The sequence below is a fragment of the Bradyrhizobium sp. S3.7.6 genome (assembly GCF_054061875.1).
Genome location: NZ_JBSSEQ010000002.1, coordinates 81,018 through 104,610, shown reverse-complemented (window position 1 = coordinate 104,610; position 23,593 = coordinate 81,018). Strand labels below are relative to the sequence as shown.

18 protein-coding genes and 4 pseudogenes are annotated in these 23,593 nt (G+C 62.8%); 9 read left to right on the top strand and 13 right to left on the bottom strand.

Annotation, left to right across the window (positions count from 1 at the left end; all coding sequences use genetic code 11):
• Positions 1 to 450: 450 nt before the first annotated feature.
• A pseudogene (locus ACVJ5M_RS43265) lies at positions 451 to 2,084 on the top strand (MFS transporter); the annotation flags it as partial.
• Between the two features lie 113 nt (positions 2,085 to 2,197).
• Here ACVJ5M_RS43265 and ACVJ5M_RS43260 read toward each other — a convergent pair.
• Genes ACVJ5M_RS43260 through traA form a run of 4 tightly spaced genes read right to left on the bottom strand, consistent with a single transcriptional unit; the run spans position 2,198 to position 7,823 of the window.
• Complete coding sequence (locus tag ACVJ5M_RS43260) at positions 2,198 to 2,818, bottom strand: TraH family protein (RefSeq protein ID WP_456679693.1); 621 nt, start codon at positions 2,816 to 2,818, stop codon at positions 2,198 to 2,200.
• A 10-nt stretch (positions 2,819 to 2,828) separates the two neighbouring features.
• Positions 2,829 to 4,064 carry a conjugal transfer protein TraB gene (locus tag ACVJ5M_RS43255; protein WP_456679692.1) on the bottom strand — a complete coding sequence of 412 codons (1,236 nt, stop codon included), beginning with the start codon at positions 4,062 to 4,064 and terminating at the stop codon, positions 2,829 to 2,831.
• The gene (gene traF / locus ACVJ5M_RS43250; RefSeq protein WP_456679691.1) at positions 3,985 to 4,518 is read right to left on the bottom strand and encodes a conjugative transfer signal peptidase TraF; all 534 of its coding nucleotides are present in this window, start codon (positions 4,516 to 4,518) and stop codon (positions 3,985 to 3,987) included. Before traF ends, ACVJ5M_RS43255 begins: the two co-directional genes overlap by 80 nt.
• Positions 4,515 to 7,823, bottom strand: coding sequence for a Ti-type conjugative transfer relaxase TraA (gene traA, locus ACVJ5M_RS43245; protein WP_456679690.1), 3,309 nt, complete (start codon positions 7,821 to 7,823; stop codon positions 4,515 to 4,517). The genes traF and traA overlap by 4 nt, the downstream gene beginning before the upstream one ends.
• Before the next feature lie 250 nt (positions 7,824 to 8,073).
• Here traA and traC point away from each other — a divergent pair, with 250 nt between their 5' ends.
• The 4 genes from traC (at position 8,074) to ACVJ5M_RS43225 (ending at position 12,654) form a co-directional block, all read left to right on the top strand.
• Positions 8,074 to 8,334: a conjugal transfer protein TraC gene (gene traC, locus ACVJ5M_RS43240; protein WP_456679689.1), complete on the top strand. Its 261-nt coding sequence runs from the start codon at positions 8,074 to 8,076 to the stop codon at positions 8,332 to 8,334.
• A gap of 4 nt (positions 8,335 to 8,338) precedes the next feature.
• A complete protein-coding gene (gene traD, locus ACVJ5M_RS43235) occupies positions 8,339 to 8,554 on the top strand; it encodes a type IV conjugative transfer system coupling protein TraD (protein ID WP_456679688.1) in 216 nt (71 codons plus the stop codon).
• Positions 8,541 to 10,472: a Ti-type conjugative transfer system protein TraG gene (gene traG / locus ACVJ5M_RS43230; RefSeq protein WP_456679687.1), complete on the top strand. Its 1,932-nt coding sequence runs from the start codon at positions 8,541 to 8,543 to the stop codon at positions 10,470 to 10,472. The genes traD and traG overlap by 14 nt, the downstream gene beginning before the upstream one ends.
• A 946-nt stretch (positions 10,473 to 11,418) precedes the next feature.
• The gene (locus ACVJ5M_RS43225) at positions 11,419 to 12,654 is read left to right on the top strand and encodes an IS256 family transposase (protein WP_456679629.1); all 1,236 of its coding nucleotides are present in this window, start codon (positions 11,419 to 11,421) and stop codon (positions 12,652 to 12,654) included.
• Between the two features lie 321 nt (positions 12,655 to 12,975).
• Here ACVJ5M_RS43225 and ACVJ5M_RS43220 read toward each other — a convergent pair whose 3' ends face one another.
• The 3 genes from ACVJ5M_RS43220 to ACVJ5M_RS43210 form a co-directional block, all read right to left on the bottom strand.
• Entirely contained in the window at positions 12,976 to 13,272 is a 297-nt protein-coding gene (locus tag ACVJ5M_RS43220; RefSeq protein WP_456679686.1) for a hypothetical protein, read from the bottom strand.
• Between the two features lie 194 nt (positions 13,273 to 13,466).
• The gene (locus tag ACVJ5M_RS43215; protein ID WP_456679729.1) at positions 13,467 to 14,156 is read right to left on the bottom strand and encodes an MFS transporter; all 690 of its coding nucleotides are present in this window, start codon (positions 14,154 to 14,156) and stop codon (positions 13,467 to 13,469) included.
• 314 nt (positions 14,157 to 14,470) lie between these two features.
• Positions 14,471 to 14,767 (bottom strand): hypothetical protein, encoded by a 297-nt coding sequence (locus ACVJ5M_RS43210; protein WP_456679685.1) that lies wholly within the window; start codon positions 14,765 to 14,767, stop codon positions 14,471 to 14,473.
• A 397-nt stretch (positions 14,768 to 15,164) separates the two neighbouring features.
• Between ACVJ5M_RS43210 and ACVJ5M_RS43205 the strand changes: the two genes are divergently transcribed.
• A complete protein-coding gene (locus ACVJ5M_RS43205) occupies positions 15,165 to 15,449 on the top strand; it encodes a DUF2285 domain-containing protein (RefSeq protein ID WP_456679684.1) in 285 nt (94 codons plus the stop codon).
• A gap of 89 nt (positions 15,450 to 15,538) precedes the next feature.
• On the opposite strand, the gene ACVJ5M_RS43200 is transcribed toward ACVJ5M_RS43205, so the two are convergent.
• The 3 genes from ACVJ5M_RS43200 to ACVJ5M_RS43190 form a co-directional block, all read right to left on the bottom strand.
• On the bottom strand, positions 15,539 to 16,873 hold the full coding sequence (locus tag ACVJ5M_RS43200) for an IS5 family transposase (protein WP_063982113.1): 1,335 nt from the start codon (positions 16,871 to 16,873) through the stop codon (positions 15,539 to 15,541).
• Between the two features lie 330 nt (positions 16,874 to 17,203).
• A complete protein-coding gene (locus ACVJ5M_RS43195; RefSeq protein ID WP_456679683.1) occupies positions 17,204 to 17,530 on the bottom strand; it encodes a hypothetical protein in 327 nt (108 codons plus the stop codon).
• 64 nt (positions 17,531 to 17,594) lie between these two features.
• On the bottom strand, positions 17,595 to 17,723 hold the full coding sequence (locus ACVJ5M_RS43190; RefSeq protein WP_456679682.1) for a hypothetical protein: 129 nt from the start codon (positions 17,721 to 17,723) through the stop codon (positions 17,595 to 17,597).
• A 192-nt stretch (positions 17,724 to 17,915) separates the two neighbouring features.
• Between ACVJ5M_RS43190 and ACVJ5M_RS43185 the strand changes: the two genes are divergently transcribed.
• Positions 17,916 to 18,872 (top strand): IS481 family transposase, encoded by a 957-nt coding sequence (locus ACVJ5M_RS43185; RefSeq protein WP_456679681.1) that lies wholly within the window; start codon positions 17,916 to 17,918, stop codon positions 18,870 to 18,872.
• A 399-nt stretch (positions 18,873 to 19,271) separates the two neighbouring features.
• On the opposite strand, the gene ACVJ5M_RS43180 is transcribed toward ACVJ5M_RS43185, so the two are convergent.
• The 3 genes and pseudogenes from ACVJ5M_RS43180 to ACVJ5M_RS43170 all read right to left on the bottom strand — a co-directional run.
• Entirely contained in the window at positions 19,272 to 20,537 is a 1,266-nt protein-coding gene (locus ACVJ5M_RS43180; protein ID WP_456679680.1) for a S1/P1 nuclease, read from the bottom strand.
• 37 nt (positions 20,538 to 20,574) lie between these two features.
• A complete protein-coding gene (locus tag ACVJ5M_RS43175; protein WP_456679679.1) occupies positions 20,575 to 21,780 on the bottom strand; it encodes a DNA/RNA non-specific endonuclease in 1,206 nt (401 codons plus the stop codon).
• A 170-nt stretch (positions 21,781 to 21,950) separates the two neighbouring features.
• Positions 21,951 to 22,517: pseudogene (locus tag ACVJ5M_RS43170) on the bottom strand (DUF3991 and toprim domain-containing protein); the annotation flags it as partial.
• Between the two features lie 294 nt (positions 22,518 to 22,811).
• On the opposite strand from ACVJ5M_RS43170, the pseudogene ACVJ5M_RS43165 reads away from it, so the two are divergent.
• A pseudogene (locus ACVJ5M_RS43165) lies at positions 22,812 to 23,381 on the top strand (IS66 family transposase); the annotation flags it as partial.
• A 37-nt stretch (positions 23,382 to 23,418) separates the two neighbouring features.
• A pseudogene (locus tag ACVJ5M_RS43160) lies at positions 23,419 to 23,526 on the top strand (hypothetical protein); the annotation flags it as partial.
• Positions 23,527 to 23,593 lie beyond the last annotated feature (67 nt).

Sequence of the window (23,593 nt, the reverse complement as noted above, 5' to 3'; positions counted from 1 at the left end):
GGCACCAACCGCTAATCGAGGGGTTTCTAAGCCCCAGGGCAGCGCGTACTGCCCTGCGGTGCCTTATAGATTGAAGAGGGATTCGACGCCAGCCGGGGAGAATGCGGCGAATTCAACCAGCTTGGTGTCGTCTGAGCGGCCAAAAGCCTAGTGACAGAGGTCGCGCGGGTGATTGGTGACGCCCGACACCTGCCAATCATGGCATTAGCGCGTCGAATATGGCTCATTCAGCTTAAAGCAATCGCCCCCGAACACGCAGCAATCCGGCGCCAAAGAGGTCCTCGTCAGTGCAATTCTGCTGCGGGTACCGGTAGCATACGTGATGAGGTAGAATCGGTCGGGCCTCGAAGGGGGCCTCCGGAAGGCAGACCGTTCGTGTGTCCAGATAATTCACTTTGTTCATTGAGCCGTCACGCCCCGGCTCCAGGTGATCCGATAGACCGGCCGAAGATGGATGGTACAGAGCCGGGCGCGCGAGACCGTGCAGGTCCCCTCGGCTCCGCCAAGGCCGATCGCATTACCGCTCCCCTGCGCCACCGCACGTTCCGGCGCATCTGGATTGCCAGCCTGGTCTCAAATCTCGGCAGTCTGGTGCAGGGAGTAGGAGTGGCGTGGGGTGACCGAAATGTCTTCATCGGTGGACAAGGTCGCGCTGGTGCAAACTGCTCTGGGATTGCCAGTGATGCTGATCGCAATTCCGGCGGGCGCGATTGCGGATCTGCATGACCGACGCATCGTGGCCTTGATTTCACTCGGCATTGCCTTGGCGGCTACTACTACGTTGACGACGCTCGCCTCGCTAGGGCTGCTCACACCGGACCTCTTGCTCGCGCTCTGCTTTGCAGCGGGCTGTGGCGCCGCGATGTGGGGCCCCGCTTGGCAGGCGGCCGTCAGCGAGCAGGTGCCAGCGCAAGCTCTGCCAGCCGCCGTCGCGCTGAATGGAATCAGCTACAACATTGCACGAAGCGTAGGTCCGGCAATCGGTGGCATCATTGTGGCCACTGCAGGGACCGTTGCGGCGTTCGCACTCAATGCGGTGTCCTATCTGCCGCTCATCGCCGCGCTCTATCTGTGGAAGCGCGCGGCCGGACGGTCGCGCCTGCCGCCGGAACGGCTCGACCGCGCGATTCTTTTAGGCGTCCGATACATCGCGAACTCACCCTCGGTCATGATCGTGTTGATCCGCACGATCATTGTGGGCTTGATCAGTGGAGTGATTCTCGCGCTCTTGCCGCTGGTGGCGCGCGATCTCCTCCTTGGTAGCGCACCAACATACGGTCTGATGCTAGGAGCCTTTGGTGTGGGAGCCGTCATCGGAGCGGCAAATATCGGGCTGGTGCGCAAGCACTTGACCGGTGAAGCAGCTATGCGCTGCTGCGCGCTCGCTATGGGCACGGGCATTGCTGTTGTGGCGTTCAGCCGAAATCCAGTGATCGCTGGACTGGGACTGGTCGACTGGTCGTGGCCGGCGCTGGGTGGACCTCTGTTGGACGTTGTTGAATATTGGCGTACAGCTTTCGGCGCCGCGCTGGGTCGCAGCACGATCTCTGGCTGCCTATCAGGCGGCCTCAGCAGGTGGGCTGGCCCTCGGCAGCTGGGGTTGGGGGCATTTGGCGGACATCGCCGGTGTTGAAATTGCCCTCCTCGTCGCAGCCGCACTGATGGTTGCATCGCCACTGGTTGGCCTATGGCTACGAATGCCTCCTGTGAGTGCGCGTGCGGAAGAGGGAAGCCTTCTCGAGGATCCAGAGGTACGGGTGCCCATCACCGGGCGCGATGGACCTGTGGTGATCGAGATCGAATATCAGGTTATGCAGAGAAACTCGCCTGGGTTTCGGGACATTATGCAGGAACTTCGGCTCATCCGGCAGCGTAACGGCGCCTACGGCTGGTCGATCGCGCGAAACATGGCGGATCCAGACATGTGGATCGAGCGCTATCACTTCCACACATGGCACGACTACCTACGCCAGCGCAACCGTTCCACTCAGGCTGAGCGAGCAATGGAAGGCCGCGTCATAAAAGAGTACCACGTCGGTCCAGGCAAGGTGCGTGTGCGCCGCACGATCGAGCGCTCGTTCGGATGAATCGCAGTGGCTCAACTAGGAGTGTCGCGCGGGCTACCGGCGACGGGGTCGCGCTGCCGCCTATCCACCAGACCCTGGCTTACGTGCCGAGGTCGTTGCAATCCGAAGGCCTATTTCGGCTTGCGGACGCCAATGCCGGTCAGATCGATCCGGATGCCGGCCCTGTTCGGATCGCCCGGCTCCTTGTCCTGCTTGGTCCCATCTTCCGGACGGCTCACAGGTCTCGCCGCGTCACCGTCCGCGGGCTTGTCGCCGGCATCCGACGCCCCCTTACGGGCTGGCAGGCTGCCAGGATCGGGCTCGTCGAACACATACTTTCCGTCGAAATAGCCGGTCTTCCAGGCGTCGATCGCATCGCCGAACACCTCGTCGACCGGCGCGCCGTACCATTTCGTGACGATACGATAGACCTTGCCGAACAGCGCCGTCCCCATCCTGATATTGGCGCAGGCGTCGACGAGATCAGGCTTGAGCTCGGCCATGTCGGTGACGCCAAGCCCGGCCGGATATTGGGTCACGCCGACGCGGACCATGGCCTGGCCGACGTAACGGCGAACCAGCTCTATGGCGGCGTCCGCGGTCTTTGGCGGCGTCACCAGGATGACGCGGTTTCCGGTCCGGACGGTGACGGCGAGCGGATCGGGTGCCCCGACCGCGCGGATGAATTTCTCGACGATCGCAGGCTTCAAGCCCGGATCGGCGCATTGATGAATGGTGGCGGCATCGATCATGATGATCCCTTCAGCTGTTGAACGCGAGCACGAGCGGCAGCCCGAACAGGCGCGCCCAGGCTTCGGTGCTGGCTCGCTGAATCGCGACGACGTTGGTTCCGGCGGTCCACCAGTCATTGCCGATCGCGACAAGCACGTCGGGCGCGTGGAGCATCGACTGCAGGACGGGCCAGACGAGCAACTGCTCGTAACAGATCAGCGGCGCGACGCGCCGGCCGGCGGACTCCACGACGGGATTGCCGAAGAAGGTGGCCCTGGCGCCTCCGCTCTGCCCCGTCCATGCGAGCCAGGGTTGCCACATCGAGACCGGGACCGGCATGCGCTCGCCATAGAGCCGGCGCGTGCGACCAGCGCTGATCTCCATCATGGCGTTGTCGTAGCTTTCGCGATCGACGATCGCCGCACCAGCGATCACCGTGATGTCGGTGTCGCGAAGGGCGTCCATCCAGAAGCCGTTCACGGTCGGCGTCCATAGCCCGACCGCACTCTCGGGAAGCACAACAACACGCGCTCCGGCCGCGCCCGCTTCGCGCACGCGCTGGAGAAGCGCCTGGGATTGATCGAGGCTAGGGGCCCGGCCCAGCGCGCTCCCAAGCGTGGTATCGAGACCAACCCATCCGTCTGGTTGCGACGGCGCGATCCAGTGTGCCGCCGACCAGGCCCAGAAGCCGGCCGCGACCATCGCCGCGATGGGCCAGTTGCTGGTCGTCATGGTCAGCAGGATGGCCGCGGTCGCGCCCAATCCCCACCACCCCCATCCGGGAAACAAAATGCCTGCCGCGGTGATCGGTTGTGCCCATCCGACGATCCCGAAGGGCGGCACGCTCATCAGGAGCGCCGCAACCCCAAAGCAAAGCGCCCTCTCCCGTCCCGGGCGCCTTCGCCACAGCACGGCGTGGACAAGGACGAAGATGGCCGCTGCGCCGATCCATAAGGCAATCCCGACGCCGAAATCAGTGCCGTAGAAATTGACGACGCCCTGCGGCAGTCCGCGCGATGCCGCGAGGAAATAGGCCGCGCTCACGCCCGCTGAGATCACCCGCGACGGCGCGAACGCCCACAGCGTCGGGAAGGCGCAGGCAAGCGGCAGGGCGAGCGCGTGACCGCACCAGGCGGCAGCCCCAACTGCGGCCGCGGCGACGACCATCGCCACGCCACGCCAGGCGCTAGGGACCGAAGGTGAACACGGGCCGGGCGAGGCCGAGAACGCCCGATGATGGAATCGGGCCGAAGTAGCGGGAATCATAGGAGCCTGCGAAATCGGAGTGGAGATAGAGCTCGCCGGCGGGAACGACGCCGCCGGCAAACGGCGTGAGAGGACGGCCGGCGGCATCGGACTGCCGGACATCGGAATCGGGGAGCGGACGGCCGTCGATCGAGACCTGATCAGTCACATCGACCTGTTGGCCGCCGATGGCGGCGACGGTCTTGATGAGCGGGCTTAAGCCCCCGGCGCAAAGTCCGCGCCGGATGTAACCGCGCGCAAACGCGCGTTCGAACTCGGCCGTGACCGGCGGGCAGATGAGGACGAGATCGCCGGCGGTGGCGGCCCGATCCAGCGGCGCGATCCGCCACAGGCCGCGCGGATAGCTCGGCGTCATGTTGATGCGCAGTCCGGCGCACCAGCCGGCGCCCGCCACGGCGGCGACGAGGCCGGCGCCAGCCACCAGGATCACCAAGGGGGAGCGCCGAATGCTCATTTCAGGGTCTGTCCCTGGCTCTGGGTCAGACGCTGCGCCTCAGCCTGCTTGAGGGCCTGCGCGGTGCGCTCCTGGGCTGCGAGTTGCTGTGCCGCACGCATGGCCGGCCAGGCTTCTTTCAGCTGCTCGCGCCGCGCGGGATCCATGCCGGCCGCTGCCTTCTCGAAGGCTTGACCATTGGGCTCCCTGGCTGCGTTCGGCAGGAATGTGCGATCGCCAAAGCGCTCGGCGATGGCCTTGTTGAAACCGTCGATCTCGGCTTTCACCATCCTGTCCGCAAGCGCGTACTCGAGCGCGCTCGGCAGGTCATTGCGGTCGATGGCACCCCGGACACGCTCGAGCACGCGACGCGCGTCGCGCGACAAAGCGGGGACGTCGATCGCGACACGATGCCGGATCGCACGTTCCTCGGCTTCATGCTTGTGCTCGGCCTCGGCGCGAAGACGTAAGTAGCGCTCGACGTCGCGCTTGAGCGCCGACACATTGGCCTCGGCGCGTTGGCGCTCCTGCTTGTCGGCCTTGCCCGCCAGCAGACCGGTCTTGCCGCGCAGCGCCCCGAAGGATCCCGGGCTCGCGGCAAGACGCGCGAGCGTCGAGCTTGCAGCGGCCGGGTCCTTCAGCATGGCGTCAATGTTTGTCACCCTGAACGCGCGCTCGGGATCGGCAAAGACGAGGCGGAAGCGGGTGGAGACATCCTCCCACTGCTTCTTGATGGCGGGGTCGGCGAGGATCCTGTCCTCGACCGTGTCGATGAGGGATTTGGGGAACGTCATCACCCCAGTGACCATGGGCTTCGCCTCCTTGTGCGCGGTGCTGATGGTGGGTTTGCGGGCATCGACGAGACCGAGTTTTGCGCCGAGCGCACGCAGTCGCCGCGCCACGTCGGCGAGGCGCTGCTTCTGGCGAACCGTCCAGCGCAGACGGTCGCTCATGAGCGTGCGCGCCACCTTGACGATATGCAGTCCACGGGTCGCGGCGAAGCGCAGCGCATCGCGATAGAGGCAGCCGCGTTCGTAGTCGAGGGTGGTCTCCTTCGCCCGCCGCTGCGACAGGATCGGAATCAGGCCCCCGGCCTTCTGGAACGAACGCCGGCCGTAATAGAGCGCCACATCCTCGCGATGGCGGGTCAGCGCGACATAGGTCAGGTGCTTGTCGAGGGACAGCGTTGCCAGCACCTTGACCCGGTCGACTGTCGCTCCTTGCGCCTTATGCACGGTCGTCGCGTAGCCGTGGTCGATATTGCGATAGAAGCGCTGATCGACCTCGACGCGGCGGCGGTCCTTGCCCTCACCGATCTCGGCGACCAGGTGCGCCGGCGCGGCTTCGACGACCTTGCCGATCATGCCGTTCTTGACGCCGAGCGAGCCCTCGTTCTTCAGGAAGACGATCTGGTCGCCGGGCGCAAACCGGCGCTCGCCGTCCTCGGTCCGGAAGGCATGTCCCGTTTCGACGAGACCGCGCTCGACGAGTTTGGCCCGCGCCATCTCATTCAGCGCGCGGACGTCCAGGCGCAGATGCGCCAGGATCAAAGTCGATTTGGACGGATCGTAGTCGCGGTTCCAATCGGCGATGAGATTGTCGATCGCCTGTGCCTTCAACTCCGAGCCGAACACACGTCCCTGATGGCGATAGGCGGACAGGGCCTGCGCCGTCCGGCCACGGGCAAGATCGAGCGAGGCGTCGCGCATCCATTGCTGACGCTGGCGATAGATCGTCTCGAGCTCGGCATAGCCCACGCGCTCGACGATCGCGCGAAACGCCGCGCCTGCTTCGATCGGCTGGAGCTGCTCCGGATCGCCGACCAGGACAAGCTTCGCTCCGGCTTTCGAGGCTGTTTCGACGAACAGCGCCGTCTGCCGTGACGCCACCATGCCGGCCTCGTCCAGGACAAAAACCGTTCTATCGTCGAGACCGTCACGGCCGCTCTTCCATCGCAATTCCCAGGAGGCGAGCGTGCGGGATTCGATGCCCGCCTCCTTCTCCAATCCCTCGGCCGCCTTGCCCGCCAAGGCGCCGCCAACCACGCGGTAGCCTGCGGCCTCCCACATATCGCGCGCGGCCCGCATCATGGTGGTCTTGCCCGCCCCGGCCCGTCCGACAACCGCGGCGATCCTTTCTCCGGACGCTAAGTGCTCGATGGCGGAGCGCTGCTCGGCCGAGAGGTTGGCGTGCCGCGCGGAGACGGCCGCGATGACCGGTGCCTTCACCGCGAAAGCCGCACTGCCCGACAGGTGGACCGCGCGGCGCGCCATCTCCGCTTCGAGCCGGATCAGCTCGCGCGTCGTGTATTTCGCGGGCGCCCGCGCGCCTGTGGCGAAATCGACCGACTCGCCTTCCAGCCGTAGCACATCGGGGCTTTGCAGCACCCGCGCCATCAAGTGCTGGAAGGCTCCACCATCGTCGACATAGCGATGCAGCAGCTTGCCGATATCCCGCTCATCGAAGACGCTCTTTTCCCGCGAAATCATGTCGAGCACGATCTCTGGACGACGCTGGATTCGTCTTAGCGTCTCGGCCCGGTTCTCGTCGAAGACACGCAGCCGTTCGAGCTCGGGATCGCGTCCCTCGCGCTCCGCCCGGCGCTGGATGGCCTTGGCCGCAACGCCGATATGGGTGGTCGGCACGACATCGATGCCGCGCTCGGCGTAGGACCGCCCATCGACGCGAATCTCGTGGCCGTTCAGGGCGAGGTGCTGATTCTGCAGGTCGAGCCAACCGTTGCGCTGCTCGAGGAACTCCTGCTTGTCGCCGGCCCAAAGCCGATAGGCGATCTTGCCGGATTTCATGCGCAGCGGCTGTCCGTCTTCGGCGACGACCGCGACCCGCTTTGGCCCGAATCCGTCCTCGGTGAGGGGCCGCAGCGTCGTCATGAGGTGGACATGCGGATTGCCCGGCTCGTCGTGATAGACCCAATCTGCGACTTGCCCGCGCGACAGCACCTGCTCGACCACGAACTGGCGCATCAGCGCGACGTTTTGTTCGGTCGTCAGCTCGACGGGCAGCGCGATGATGAACTCCTTGGCGAACTGCGCATCCGCCCGCTTCTCGAAGGCCTCGACCTTGTTCCAGAAGGCCTCCGAGGCACCCGCAACGGAGCGATCGGCGATCATGGTCCGGAGCCAGGCGGGCGCGTCGGCCGGCACCAGGAACTCCTCGTGGATCATCCCGCGCTTGTTGGAATAGTCGACGGTGCGGCCCTCGGCCTCGAACTCCATCCTCGCGCAATGCCGGTAGGCGGCAGCCAGCACGGCGCTGCGGCCATCGCCGCGTCCGATGAGCTGGGGCGTGAAATGGGTGATGGCCACGGCTGGAGCGATCCTTAAGACAGATGCACATGCTGTCCGTCTGGAACGGCCCGCCCATTCGGGGCGGAAAGCAGGACGTCGCGTCAACGACGTATTACTGCGCCCTTGGAGCCGCTCCTTCGGAACGGCGGGATGATCTTCCAAAGCGTCGGCTTCGCCGACCCCGTTAATTACCCGGGTCGCGCTTCGCGCTCACCCCGGCTTTCCTGTCGGCGCTTCGCGCAAGTCATGACAGGAAAGGTCTTCCGGAATGAAAAAGCCCTCGCGGCAGATCAGGGATGAAATCGCCCGGCTCCAGGAGCAGCTGAAGCAGGCTGAAACGCGGGAAGCCGAGCGCATCGGCCGCATCGCGCTCAAGGCCGGGATGGGAGAGATCGAGATCGACGAGGACGCGCTGCTGTCGGCCTTCGAGGAGGTCGCCAGCCGGTTTCGCAAAGGCGGGAGCCGAACCACGAAGGCGGCGGCGGGCGTCGCGTCTGGCGCGTCTTCGGGCGTGGCTGAACAGGGCTGAACGCATGCGCCGTTCTGACGCCACAGAGTCCCGCAAGAAGGACACGCGGGAGAAGATCGAGCTCGGCGGCCTGATCGCGAAGGCGGGGCTTCGCTATGAGAAGCGCGCGCTGCTGCTCGGCCTGTTGATCGATGCCGCCGACCGTTTGCGGGGCAACGAGACGGAACGCGAGCGGCTGATGGCGATCGGCGTGCAAGCGTTCGGTCATGAGAGCAAATAAGATTGCGCTGACGCTCGCGCCGGCCGTGCTGATGGCGGGCTTATGCCTTGCCCTCACCGGCGTCGAAGCGTGGCTTTCCAAGTTCGGGGCGAGCCCGAACGCGCGCCTGATGCTCGGCCGGATCGGCATCGCCCTGCCCTACCTCATGGCTGCGGCGATCGGCGTGGTCTTCCTGTTCGCGGCGGCCGGTGCGACGGCGATCCGCTTCGCCGGCTGGAGCGTCGTGTACGGTGGTTTCGTTGTGGTCGCGATCGCCACCTCGCGCGAGATCGCACGGCTCCATTCCTTCGCCAACGCCCTGCCTTCTGGAGACCGGCTTTTGAGTTATGCCGATCCCTCCACCATCATCGGAGCGACGTTCGCTGCGATCGTGGCCGTGTTCGGGTTGAGGGTGGCCATGAGGGGCAATGCCGCCTTCGCGGCCGCTGAGCCGCGCCGCATCCGGGGGCAACGCGCCATCCATGGCGAGTCCGACTGGATGGCGATGACTGCGGCTGCGCGGCTGTTTCCGGATGCAGGTGGCATCGTGGTCGGGGAGCGCTATCGCGTCGATCGGGATGCGGTCGTCGAGCAGTCCTTTCGCGCCGAAGACGACGAGACATGGGGTGCCGGGGGCAAGTCTCCTTTGCTCTGTTTCGATGCGTCCTTCGGCTCGTCGCACGGCATCGTGTTCGCCGGTTCCGGCGGCTTCAAGACGACATCCGTCACGGTGCCGACAGCGCTTAAATGGGGCAGTGGGCTGGTCGTCCTCGACCCCTCCAACGAGGTCGCGCCCATGGTGACCGCGCACCGGCACGGGGCCGGTCGGCTGGTTTTCGTGCTTGACCCGCGCTCGCCAGAGATCGGCTTCAATGTGCTCGACTGGATCGGCCAGCACGGCGCGACAAAGGAAGAGGACATTGCCGCGGTGGCGTCGTGGATCATGACCGACAATCCGCGCCAGGGTTCGGCGCGGGACGACTTCTTTCGTGCCTCGGCGTTGCAGCTGCTGACGGCGCTGATCGCCGATGTCTGCCTGTCCGGTCATACGGAAAAGAAGGACCAGCACCTGCGCCAGGTCCGCGCCAACCTGTCCGAGCCGGAGCCGAAGCTGCGCCAGCGGCTTCAGACGATCTACGACCATTCGGAGTCGGGGTTCGTGAAGGAGAATGTCGCGCCCTTCATCGCCATGACGCCGGAAACGTTCAGCGGCGTCTACGCCAATGCCGTGAAGGAAACCCACTGGCTCTCCTATGCCAACTATGCCGCGCTGGTGTCTGGGTCGAGCTTCACGACGGCCGAGATCGCGGAGGGCCGGACGGACGTCTTCATCAATCTCGACCTGAAGACGCTGGAGAACCATGCCGGCCTCGCCCGCGTCATCATCGGCTCGCTGCTCAACGCCATCTACAATCGCAATGGCGAAGTGACCGGCCGCACCCTGTTCCTGCTCGATGAGGTCGCTCGCCTCGGGTACTTGCGCATTCTCGAAACTGCACGCGATGCGGGACGCAAATACGGCATCACCCTGCTGATGCTTTACCAATCGATCGGCCAAATGCGCGAGGCCTATGGCGGACGTGACGCCACCAGCAAGTGGTTCGAGAGCGCGTCCTGGATCTCCTTCTCGGCGATCAACGATCCCGAGACGGCAGACTACATCTCAAAGCGCTGTGGCGACACGACGGTCGAGGTTGATCAACTGACCCGGTCCTCGCAGATGTCGGGTTCCTCCCGGACGAGGTCCAAGCAGCTCGCGCGCCGGCCGCTCATGCTGCCGCATGAGGTCCTGCGGATGCGGACCGACGAGCAGGTCATCTTCACGGCCGGCAACCCGCCGCTGCGGTGCGGACGGGCCATCTGGTTCCGGCGCCCCGACATGCGAGCCTGCGTCGGTGAGAACAGGTTCTACCGGAGAGAAGCTGGTGGGCGTAGCTGACGATCGTGAAACGCGGTGATGACCCGCAAGAGGATCGTCACGCGAATACTCGGGAGACCGGTCGAGGGCTCCGGAGAGCCGTTCAGCGGCACGAGGAAAGCCGTCCCCGAAGGGGCTCGCACGATCCCTCATTTGATCGCAGGAGACATTCTGTGCACCAAATTGGACAGGGGGAGCAAGCCAGCTGCTCCGCGATGTCCCCAATAAGCCGCTGGGGCGGCCTTCATTCTCATCGAGGAAGTCGAAATGGAAAATTGGGTCTAGGGCTGGCATGCCCGTGCCGATATCGGAAGAAGCTCGCAAAGTCGTCCAGCGTCTGATGTTTTCTCAATTTCTGGCCGCTGGCGGGCGTCTAGCCCGCCGTGCTGGCATGCATTCAGCGCCCAGAACCTAGCGCCGGGTTCCCTGTTGCCGTATTGTGATAGCCTTCCGGGAGCGGAATTATGATTGAACGGAAAGGGATTGCGAGAACGCCGCGCGAGCATTTCAGGCGAACCGCAGAAGACGAACTAGAGAAGTTTGTACGCAGAGAGATTGCATTTCAGCAAGCCGAGCGCATCAAGCGCGCAAGGGAGCTGCGCCTTCCTGTTCAGAAGGAGATCGTGCCTTCTTGGTCTGGGCCGAATTCGAAACCGGTTACACGGCGATTTCCCTGATTGCGTCCCAACTCAAGCGCTCGTGACGATGGGCGCCCGGCAGCGTCCGTGATCGCCGCGACACGGCGTGTCTTGCGGGTGTCGGACTCGGCCGTCGGCTGCTCAATATCGGGATAGAGCTGGCGCGGGTGGGCCATAGTGGGCCAATCAGGCTTGAGGCGGTGCCGTCGCAGGGTTGGTAGGAATTAGGGTTGGCGTAGTCTCCGGGGTGATCAACCTCGAATCGTCCGGCGTTGAAGCGTCGGACTGGAGACTACGCCATGACCAAGTTTACTACGAAGCCTGATTCCATGCAGCCTGCGACCGAAATGGCTGTTGATCTTTTCGACAACTGGTTCGATCCGATCGAGACCGAGGTGCGGGCTCGGGCGCGTCAGTTCATCGAAGAGCTGATCCGCGGCGAACTCGATACCGCGCTGGCACGGCCGCGTTACGAACGAAGCAAGATGGCCGGCAATGAAGCAGGAGCCTGCGTCAAGGCCCACCGTCATGGCAGCCGGACGCGCTCGCTGACGGGCACGTTCGGGCCGATCGAGATCGCGGTGCCGCGGGCCCGGCTGACCACGCCGGAGGGCGGGACGGCGGAATGGAAGAGCCAGGCGCTGCGGGCCTATCAACGACGCACGCTTGCCGCCGACGCGCTGATCGCCAGCAGCTATCTCGCCGGCACCAATACCAGGCGGGTGCGTCGCGCGCTGGCGGCCTTGTTCGGCGGGACGGTCGGCAAGGACACGGTGAGCCGGACCTGGCGCAAGGTAAAGGGCGACTGGGACGCCTGGAACAGCCGCTCGCTGGCCGCGGAGCCGATCGTGCGCCTGATCCTCGACGGCACCGTCGTTCGGGTGCGCCTCGACCGCAAGGCGACCTCGATTTCACTGCTCGTTGTGCTGGGCGTGCGAGCGGACGGCCAGAAGGTTCTGCTCGCGATCAAGAGCATGGGCGGCGAAAGCGCCGAGGCCTGGCGCACGGTGCTGGACGATCTCATCAAGCGCGGGCTGCGGCGTCCCGAATTCCTCATCGTCGACGGCGCACCAGGGCTCGACAAGGCCATTGCAGTCGTCTGGGACGGCGTGCCGGTGCAACGCTGCACGGTTCACAAACACAGAAACCTGCTGGCCCATGCCCCCGAGCGCCTGCACGACGAGATCACCGCAGAGTACAACGACATGATCTATGCGACGACGCCTGAGGAGATCACCGTTCGCCGCAAGGCCTTCATCCGCAAATGGCGGCTCAAGCATCGTGCCGTTGCCGACAGCCTGGAGGAAGCGGGAGACCGCTTGTTCACCTTCGCGCGCCTGCCGCCGAGCCAATGGCGCAGCCTACGCACGACCAATGCGATCGAGCGATTGCACGAGGAGTTCAAGCGCCGGATCAAAACCCAAACCGTACTGCCGTCGGCCGACACCGCCGCGATGATGTTCTGGGCGCTGCTCGCCTCGGGACAGATCAGCATGCGCAAGGTCGATGGTTGGAACACGCTCGCCACAAAACCCACCGATCAGCCAATTGACCTTGCCGCCTGAAACGATAACTTCATGTTACCCGGGAATACGCCATACCGAATTCCAACCGCATTCCGGACGGCACCCTTGAGGCGACGATTGACGCCGAAGGCTTTTACCAAAATGCGGCTTTCTAAGCGTAGGCCGAGACTTTTTCTCTCAAGCACTCGGCGGTGAGCCTATCGAGATCGTGCGGATGGAATTGTGAACTTCGACGTTCACCGGCGCAAAACCAAACGTTGAACGTAGGGGGCGACAAATCATCCCTCACGCCATCTCGGCCGTCGAGTTTGAGGGGTGACAGCCGCGCTCCGATACGACAGCCTCTGAAAGGATGAGCACTCAGACGCGCGCGTGTCTGCGGCGGCCGGTCCATAGGCCAACGAGCGCCGTGGCGATGAAGATCGTCACTCCGCAGGCCATGTAGAGGCCCGCTTCAGTCGCGTTCGGAACCAAGGTTGGCAGAAGGAAGATGAGCGCGCCGAGCGCTCCGGTCAGCAAGGTCGTGAATGCCTGGACGCGTCCGATCAGGGCCGAATCCACCACGGTCAAGAGATGTCCGTTGGCCGCGGCCCGCGACAGGTTCCAAAGCATCCCAGCAAGGGCATAGAGCACAATCGCGACCAGCGGGTTGGTCACGAAGGATAGCGCGATCAATGAGGCCGCCGCCCTGCGAGAACCGCCACTGTTGTTCGCGCCATTTTCCTGGCGAGCGCCGGTATCCCAGCGACAGCGAGGGCGGCCATGGCGGCCGTCATCTCGAGCATGCCGAAAAGATCGCTGCCTCCGCCAAGCGAATGGATGACGAAACCAGGCAACAACAGGTTTGTAATCTAGATCACGGCGAAGGCCAGTCCCGCCGTGACCGCAGCGGACAGGCTTTGTGGCTCGTTCAAAAGATAACGAAGCGCCTCACGCGAGGCGGAAAGCGGGTTGAGGCTCTTCATCGATACGTGGCCGCTTGTGGCTCCCGTCAGCCTCGCGAGCAAAGGCAGAATGGCCAACGCCATGCAGGCAGATAGGGCGGCCGTTGTAGCGCTACCGAGACGATCAATGAAGTAGCCGGCAACGCCTGTCCCGATGGCGAGACCCGCCTGATTGAAGACGGACAGGCGCAGGTTGAATGCCATGCGCTCCGTCTCGGGAACGAGCGACTGGAGCAGGCCGCTCACGGCCCCTGCCAGGAGCGCATAGCCGACGGCTCCGAGAATGGCCGATGAAAGAAGGATCGGACCGGAGAGCACGTCGGGCAGGACTTGCACGAGGGCCAACATAAACAAGCCCAAAGCCCTGATCACCTGGCCAGAAGCGGTGACTGTGAGACGGCTATGTCGGTCGACGATGTACCCGCTGAGCGGCGCGAGAACGAATCCGGCGACGCTCGAGGTCAGCAGCAGCAGGCCAACCAGGCTCGATCCGCCGGCGTGAAATGCGATCCACGCCGGCAAGACAATGCCGACACCGACAATGAAGAACGACGCCGAGGAAAACCCAATAAAGCAAAGTCGTTGTGTCGCTTGCATGTCCAATTCGTTCGCTCCCGCTGTCTGGAGGACAGCTACGCCCTTGCCTCAAGCTCGCCCCCGGGGCCCTTCCGCCGCATGATGGACGAGCCAGAATTCGAATGACATATCCGGCCGCTCCTTGTTGTCTCTCCCGGAAAGCCGATGATCGGCACGACGAACGACGCGGTCCCAATCGCTCGCTTGCCCGCGCCCGCCAGGCAGAGGATACCAGCCGCGGCCAAATTGATCGTGTGTTTAAGGGCTCTCAGTACGGAGCTTATCGTTCCGCGCCGTGACGTTTGCTCTACGGAAAGGGGCGCGCTTGCGATCAACTACTGATCGGATTGGATATTTACCAATACCTCGCCGGCAACGATTTCGGGATCGCCAAGATGGAGGTCATGTAGACTCGCTTGAACGAACTCCAAGACCTTTTTGTTCGCTGCGCTGGCGCTTTCGCGATCGTCGAATATCATCACAGCGACACCGACGCCTTCACCTCCGTCCAGCACATAATACTTCCTGAATCCATGCGATTCCCTTAGGATCTGACCGATGCCGCTTTTCGCGCGGCGGGCGGCATCCGCAACCGAACGAACCTTGGTGTACTTGCGAATGACCATGTACATTGAAGCACCACGCGTCTCATTTCCATCCTACTCATCAAAGCATATTAGGTCGGCGCTGGACTAGGTCCTAGTTCCAAGGCCGGGGCATGCTGCGGATTGGCTACGTCAAAGCCGAGCATGATGGATCCCACGTCCAGACTTGGGGAGACCTGGAGGCTCGATCTCCTGCGCCGGACGGGCGTTCTCGTCGGCGCCGCCGACTCTGAAGCATGGCTGAGCAGATAGGCTTCGCTGCGGCTGGAGCGACGCGCGATCGCTATTCGGAGGCAACCGACGTAGGTGATGCTTTTAGAGCACCACGTAATACCAAATCTGGGACTAGACACGACTTAGCTTCGTGTCCAAAAGGCAGGTATCCGAGTCTGCTGATGATGCTACTTCATCTCAGGAAACTGCTATGCGGAAACGACCGCTCGAACCCAATGTAGCGGATCTGGCTCCTGCCGATTCGATTGTGATGCCCTATGACTTCGTGCATCTTGTCACTTATTGGCGTCTGTTGGACGCGGATCGCGAGGGGGCAGACTGGCGCGAGGTCAGTCGGATTATCCTCCGCATCGATCCGGCGCGCGAACCGCACCACGCGCGGCAGGTCTATGACAGTCATCTTGCGCGCGCCAAATGGATGACCGAGGAGGGCTATAAGTATCTTCTGCGAGGCGATATCCCAGGTCTTCATTAGGACGGACGGCCGCATCTCGTTCACCTTTCACGGAAGACTTTTTTGTCCGTTAGATAGTCGTTCGTGAAGAACTGGCGGCGGCGCCCGGCTCAAGCGGTGTTTCGAGCCGGGACGGTCTCGAAGAAGGCTCGGATGATGACACGCAAGAGCTCTGCGAGCCATCGCAGCAGCAGACCGAAGTTATAGCCGGCGGCGGCGAGAACAGCGTTGATGCGGTCGCCGAGGCGTCCCTTGAGATAATTTCTGTCCATGCGGTGCTCGGCCTTGACGTGGCCGATGACAGGCTCGACAGCCGCGCGACGCTTCATCTCGCGACGGATGGAAGCTGTGACGCGGCGGACCTGACCCGAGATCCAGACCCTGAACCGATGCGGGTGGTTGTGACCGCGATATCCTTTGTCGACGTGGATACGGCGAGTCTCCACCCCGGTGAGCTTCTCCATGTCGGCGATTACGGGACCGAGCGTGTGCCCATCGAAGGGATTGCCATGCAGGGCCTTGGCATGGAGCACGAACTGGCCGCCCTTCGGAGACGTCACAGGGGTGGCGATGCTGACCTTGCAGCCGAACTCGTAGGGCGCGCGGGCTTTACCTTTGCCGATGCACTCAACCTCCGGAGCATGTAACGCATAGACCTTCGGACCGCGCTGATGCTGATCCTGGCTGCGCACCTGCTGCGCTAAACCGAGCAACGGGCCGAAGCGAGCTTCCAGCACCGTATCGCCATCAATCTTGCGGCGGATGTCGCGGATGATCCGGCCAAGCCGTGTCCGCAGGAACTTGAGCTGCCGCCGGGCGCGTTTGAACTGGTGGGCGTGGGTATAGCGGCCGGTCATGATGGCGGCGCGCTTGGCCAGGCGCAGATAGCTCTGGCGTAGCGGCACACGGTTGCACTTGGCGAGCCCGACCAGCTTGGTGATTGCTCGATGCAGCAGCCGCGCGTCGGTCGGATGTGCAACCGCCTTGGGCTGCACTGTGGTATCGACGACCACCCGTTCCAGGTCCTTGGGACCGATGGCGCCGGTCTTGTGCGCCACTGAAAGACTTTCCTGGATCAGGGCGACGAGCTGTTCCTCGCCGAGCCGCTGCCGCCAGCGTGTCATCGACGATCGATCGAACGGCAGACGGTGGCAGAAGCTCAATTCGCCGCAGAAGTATTGGTAATAGGGGTTCTCGATCCAGCGAGCGCACAGCACCTCATCTGACAGGTTGTGCATGTGCTTCAAAATGAACAGGCCGGCGACTAGCCGCGTCGGCAAGCCCGGCTGGCCCGACCCTGCTTGGCACACTGAACTGAAGCGCTCATTCAGGATGTTCCAGTCGATCAGCGCTGCCAACCGCACCAGCGGATGACCCATGTCGATGATCTGATCAAGCGCCGGAAGCAACAGGTCTTTCTGGCGATCATCCCTCGGCTTGCTCATCGCATTCCCCAATGTCGACGACGCCGTCAGGGAATCACGAATCGCCCAAAAGCAAAATCCTAAAACGCAAGAAAGCGAGGTCCAACACCCCGCTTTCCTGCAAAATCGAATACTACATCAAGACAAATTCTGCTTATTTCTCAGATCAATCCGCATTCTTCACGGACGACTAGATAGAAATGCCTGCCTACCGCGCAACGAACGGCAGTTCATTACGAAACGAGATAGCATCGTAGAATTTTAGCCTGCCTCGCAAGACCGACCCGTTAAGACCGACGGTTGGCGGCAGATGATCCGCGCGACGTTCAGGTACGGGCGACGCGAAGGTCACTAGGCCAGCATTGGGTCGGTTTCAATTGCCGTCACACGACCGCCGGATCCGACGATCTCAGCCAACACCGCCGAGTAGTATCCGGTCCCGGCACCGACCTGGAGCACGCGATCGCCGCGCGCGATGTCGAGATGCTCCAAGTTGCGTGCCCAGAAGCTGGGCAGTCCATTATTGAGGTTGCCAGGACCGCGCGCGCGGATGAGGGCAATCTTGAGCAAGACTTTGATCCGAAGATGAGCGACGAGCTGGGCGAATCCGGAGCAGGGTTGCGCCGATGCGCCGCCGCCGGTGCTGGTCGCACAATCAGCGGCATTGAGCTCAAGCACAGACGACGTCACACGCGACCGATCTGCTAGAGGCGGTCAGGCGTTTTCTCACCCGTGCTCTTCATCACCTGCGCAGCGAAATCTCGTCAGCGACTGCGCCCGCTTCGCGTACCAGCCGTCCATGCAAGGTATCGAACATGTCGAGGATGTCGTCATTAGGTTCATTCCTGTCCTGTTCGATACGCTGGATCATGCGAAAAAAGCAAACTGTGGGAGCGGCTTTCACCAACCCTCGAAATTACACAGGTTTTCCCTATCATTCGTCGCTCCGGCAGATGAATTATTCTGCCGCGCGACCTAGATGTGGTCTCTCAGGAGGTTGTCCATCTGGTCTGAACCGAGGAAGCTGAGGTTGCGAAGCTTCAGTTTTCCAAGGAGAGACCAGATGAACATCCACAAGAATGCGCCTCTGACGCCCAAAGGTCGAGAGGCGATGGTCCGAAGCGTGGTGGAAGGTGGGCTGAGCCAGGCCGACGCTGCCTACCAGTTCAACACGACGCCGAAGACCGTCGCCAAATGGGTCAAGCGGTTCCGCGGGGAAGGTGTGGATGGTTTGCGCGACCGCTCGTCGCGACCCCATTCATCGCCGAGCCAAACCCCGCCAGCCACGTGTGCAGCCATCGAGGCCTTGCGCCGGCAGCGCCACACCGGCAAGCAGATCGCGGCCGAGGTCGAGGTGTCGGCGGCCACCGTCAGCCGCGTCCTGCGCCGCTTGGGCTTGAACCGGATCCGCGATCTGGAGCCGGCCGAGCCGGAACGTCGCTATGAGCGCGAGAATCCAGGCGAAATCATTCACCTCGACATCAAAAAACTCGGGCGTTTCCAGCGTGTCGGCCACCGCATCACCGGCGATCCGAGTGGCCCGAACAAAAGCCGTGGCGCCGGTTGGGATTTCGTCCACGTCTGCATTGACGACCATTCCCGCGTCGCCTTCTCCGAGATCAAGCCCGATGAGACGGCGGAGAGTGCTGTTTCCTTCCTCAAGGCGGCTGTGGCTTATTACAAAAGCCTCCGCGTCACCGTCGCGCGCGTCATGACCGATAATGGGAGTTGCTACCAGTCCTTCGCATTCCGCGATGCTTGTCGGGATTTGGGCATCAAGCATATCCGCACCAAGCCCTACACGCCGAGAACAAACGGCAAGGCCGAACGCTTCATCCAGACCGCACTTCGGGAATGGGCTTACGCCAAAGCCTATCCAACATCAGATCGGTGCGCCCAAGAACTGCCAATCTGGCTGCACCAATACAACTGGCACAGACCACATGGTGGTATAAACTCGCAAAAGCCAATCAGCAGACTCGGTCTAACCGAGGACAACCTCTTGAGGCTCCACACCTAGATTGTATCGGCGTTGAAAGTCGGCCAGTCGACGATCCGCGAAGCAAAGATAATAGGAACGCTTCACACATTTGAGATTGTTAGCCCCCGCGCGTTTCAATATCGAACGCCAAGATCCGCCGCAGGGTGTCCCGCCTCAGGCCGGTCATCGCGGTCGCGGGAGTTCCGGACAGCATCGGCGATACCCGTCCGGAATGTCCAGAGGACATGGGCGCAGCGGAATTTTGGTTTACGCCAGGTTCATGCGCAGCGTAGGTATCCTGAACGACTCGCCGGCAAGCGCGAAAGACATATTTCGCTTCGCAACGCCCGAATGCCTGGCCAAGACATCCTTGATGACAGATACGTCGTCCGTGAAAGCCATTTTATCGAGAAATTGCCGCAATGCGGCTTCGTCGGACTATCGGCTGCAGATGCCGAACTTGAGGATTTCGGGGACGGCTTCGTCCAATTTCAAGCCGTAGCTCGTAACCTTGCCGCTCTCGTAGACCGCGGAGCGCAGCCAGTAGCCGCCCCTGTCGAAGAATATCATTGGAGTGAAATTTTCAGCGTCCTTAGCGTAGTAGTTCCTTTCCACGTCCTGGAACATCTCGCGCAGCGTTCCGCCGCCCCCTCGGCCGTAAATGATCCCAGCCCGCGAATTGTTGACGAGCACTTCCTCGCGAAGACTGTTCTGATAATATTCGGCGTAGTGCGTCGCGAACGGCATAGTGGGCTCAGCACCGTACAGCCAGGTCGGAATGGCCAGGCTGAGAGGCAGCGTCGACGGCGCGGCCGAACGCACGTCGAGTGCAGCCGCGAGCCAATCGCGGGCGGCCATCGCGTCCTTCCGCTTCGATTTCTTAAGGCTGCCGTCGTTCTCGAAGAGATCGTCCAGATTGCCGTAATCCGGGGTCGCCGCAAGCTTCGCCAAGGCCCTTTCGAGATCGTCCATTCCATTTCTGCTAAAGGCCACTCCGACGTGCGCAGCCTCCATAACGCCGGGACCACCTCCGGTCACGATGAGGTATCCGCCGAAGAGACGATCCCAATAGGCATGCAGCGCGATCGTTTCGCCGGTGGCCGGGACGACAATCTCAGCGTTGCCGCCGCGGTCGCCGTGCGGAAGCTCGGCGGTGTAGCGGGCGATCGCGTGAGGCGGTTGATGGAGATCCCCGACGAGGTGCAGCAACCAGACGAGGTCGTAAGAACGGAGTTGATCGGGGGCGCCGGAAGCTGCGGGCAGCGTAGCGATCATGATCTTCGCCATCTTCGCGGCATCGACCGGATCCGGAGTGGGCAGCGTCGTGCCGTCGGGCGAGAACAATATATCCTCATAGTGCCAATAGGTGTGCTTTAGCTTGTCGTAAGCTACGTTCTGCCCGGCGGTCGCGTCCGTAATGCGATCCTCCCGGTATTCGCTCTTCGTCTTGATGTCATCGGCCCACGTCACCGCGTGGACGAAGGCATAAGTCCTTCGGGAAGCTTCGTCTTGCGCACCACATGTCCAGACCTGATAGTCGGGATTGAGCTTGAGCAGGCCATCGATCTTGTCCTTGATCGCGGGATCGAGCCGCTTGTAGGCCAGGTAGGCAATCTGCATGTGCCCTTCGTCCCACCACGCCAACGCCCGGCCCGGCGCGAGCGCGATGAGGCACAACAACGTTATCGCGGCGGCTTTCTTCACGCGCGTTCCTCCTCAATCGTGCCTGATGTCGCGATCGTCAAAGGTTGCGAGGCAGAATATCTGACTCGGATTTCACTGGAATCGCCGGCCGCGCCTCGCCCACGACGGGCTGATCCTTGATCTCGAACGTATCGGCCGACCTGACCTGATCGCCGAAGTCAAGGCCGGCCCGGCGTTCGATCTCGGTGATGGCGACGCGCCATTGCGAGACGTCGACGAAGGCCGGCGGCTTCGGCGGAATTCCTCCCTTGCGCTGTTCGGACAGCAGTTGTCGCTGATCGACGACGAGCCCGACAGATTTCACTCCGTTCTTGCCCTTCCAGGCGATCACCTTGAAGAACGAGGACGGAATCTGGATGTCATCAGCCCAAAGATCGACCTTGTCGTCGAAAATCGGTCCCTGGAAGACGCAGATGCGGTTCGCGGTCTCTTCGGCGATGGCCCCGTTTTCGAGGACGTATTGCTCGGCGCCCTGCCAGAATTTCGTACTCTCGTTGAAGCGGAAGTGCTGCGGGGTGCAATTGGTGAAATGATAGGTGTCCGCATTCGCGCGTTCGGCTTCTTCCTTGCTTCCCCAGTCAGGATCCATCCGGCGAGTCAGATGGCCCCTATCGAAGAGATTGGACCAACCAGAATAGAAGGTCTGGTCGATGAAGAAGCTCGCGCTGATGCGGGGGTCCCCGTACCACGTCTCTCCTTCAGCGCCGTCGGTGACCTCTCCTGTGGAGCGATCAAATTTGAGGAAACTCTTGCCGTCGACGTTGGTCGCCGTGAAGAGAGCCATCTTCTTGGCCTTGTTCATCTTGATGCTGAAGTGCTCGTACTTCAGTTCACCGGCCTCGGCGTTCTGTTCGCCGGCCCTCAAGGGAGCAATCTGCTTCGCCAGTTTGCCGACCGGCGCGGGCAGCGGAAACGTCACGCCGTGCACGAACCGCGGGTCGTAGCCGTCGCGATTGGAATAGTCCTCGTCGACCGATATCTTTTCCGCCGCACGCGTGAGCGTTTTCTGGGGAGCTGGCGCTGGCCCGATCGATGCGGCGGTCGCGTAGCTTCCGCCCACCCGGACGCTCACCTCGATCGGAATCGTCACCTTGATCTCGTTTCCACCGGCTTCGCTGGCCATGACGCCCTCCTCCCCAATCACCAGACTCTCTTGTGCATCCGCGGAAGGATGCGGCGGCGAGAGTCGCTTTCCGCCCGTCTGCGCGAGAGCCGTTTTCGACAGATCGAGCGCGGCCCGCAACAGGTCGCGACGTTCCCCGTCGAGGCTCGCGAGCCTGTCCGAGAGATGTCGATAGATGGCGCTGATTCGTACGCCTTCGTTGACGTTCGTCGAAATGGGATTGCCGAGCGCGCATCGAGTGAAATCGCACTTCTAAGCGTTTCGCTGTCAGACCTTCGGAACGGTGCGCACTAGACGCGGGCTCGCTCGCGCAGTCCCTCATTCCAGTCCTCCAGTGTGGGCTGCAACCGCTCATAGTCGCAGCCCACCTCCTGGGCTAAGGCCGCGAGGCGATCGGCATAGACTTCTCCCTGCCGGTTGTTGTCGGTGGCGGCGACGAGCCGCGCGTCCGGCCGCGCGCTCAGCGCTCGAATGGCGGCGACCGTGGCCGGCGCCCAGCCGCCGCCGGTGCTCAGATAAAGACTGTCCGGCCGCTGGTCTTCGATCGCGGCCAAGCTTATGGCGTCGATCGCGGCCTCGGTGATGCAGAGCCTGCTCGCGTTTGCCGGCCCGAAACGGAATAGCACCTTGCCGCCGCCGCTGGCGAAACCGCGCCATTGCGGCCCGCGCTCCTCCCAGCCTGTGACTACGCCGTCAATGTCGAGATGCGCCGCCCACATGCTGCCGTGAGGGCCTTCGCGCAACCGGTCATGGTGAATCGCAGCGCGGATGATGGCTTCCGGGATGCCACGGTCCTCGCGCAGATAGCGCCAGGTCAGCGAATCTCGCCAAGGCTTGCGCCGCGCACGCCAGCGATCCCCGCTCGATGGCGTCCGTCAGTGTCCTCAACCGGCCGCGATCACTGCACAGCCGAAGGCGCAGCGGCGGCATGCTCGCATATACGCGAACAGATTGGTCGATGCGGCCATTCAACAACGTCTGAAGCAGGCGGAGAAATACGAGGTACTAGCTAGCTAGGGGTAATCCTAGGAGAAGCGCTATGACGATTCGAGGGCGGAGGTGATCACATCCGCGCGGCTTCATCGGCCCACAATTGCTGACGACGATTCTGTTCGACAAGTTCGGCATGCACATCCCGCTCAATCGCCAGAGTGCGCGCTTTAAGGCCGAGGGGATCGGACCTGCCATTGTCGACGCTGGCCGACCAGGTCGGCCACGGGACCTTCGCCGTGATGCCGCTCTTCCACTTGATCGAACGCCATGTGCTTGCTGCCGAGCGCCTGCATGGCGACGACACCACCATCCGCATCCTGGCCAAGGGCAAGTGCAAGACCGGTCGGATCTGGACATATGTGCGGGATGACCGGCCCTTCGCCGGGCCAGCGCCACCGGCGGCGGTCTATTACGCCTCGAGCGACCGTCGAGGCGAGCATCCACAGAAGCAACTGGCCGCCTTCGCCGGTATCCTGCAAGCTGATTGCTACAACGGCTTCGAGCCGTTGTTCGATCCGCAGAAGAAGGTGCTGCCGATTACGCCGGCGTTTTGCTTCGCCCATGCGCGGCGGGGCTTCTTCGAGCTGGCAGACATCGAGAAGAACGCCCGGGAAGGCCACAGGGGCAAACCGGTCTCGCCGATCGCGTTGGAGGCGGTCAGACGCCTCGACGCTTTGTTCGAGATCGAGCGCGCCATCAACGGCCCGCGGCGCCGACGAGCGGCGCGCCGTGCGCCAGAAGAGAAGCAAGCCGCTGCTCGACGACATGCACACCTGGCTTCTGCGCGAGCGAGAAACCCTCTCACGCTCCTCCGAGGTCCTGAAGCCCATGAATTACATGGTCAGGCGCTGGGCCGACTTTGCCCGCTTCCTCGACGATGGCAGGATCTGCTTGACCAACAATTGCGCCGAGCGCGCATTGAGAGGCATCGCAAGCCTTG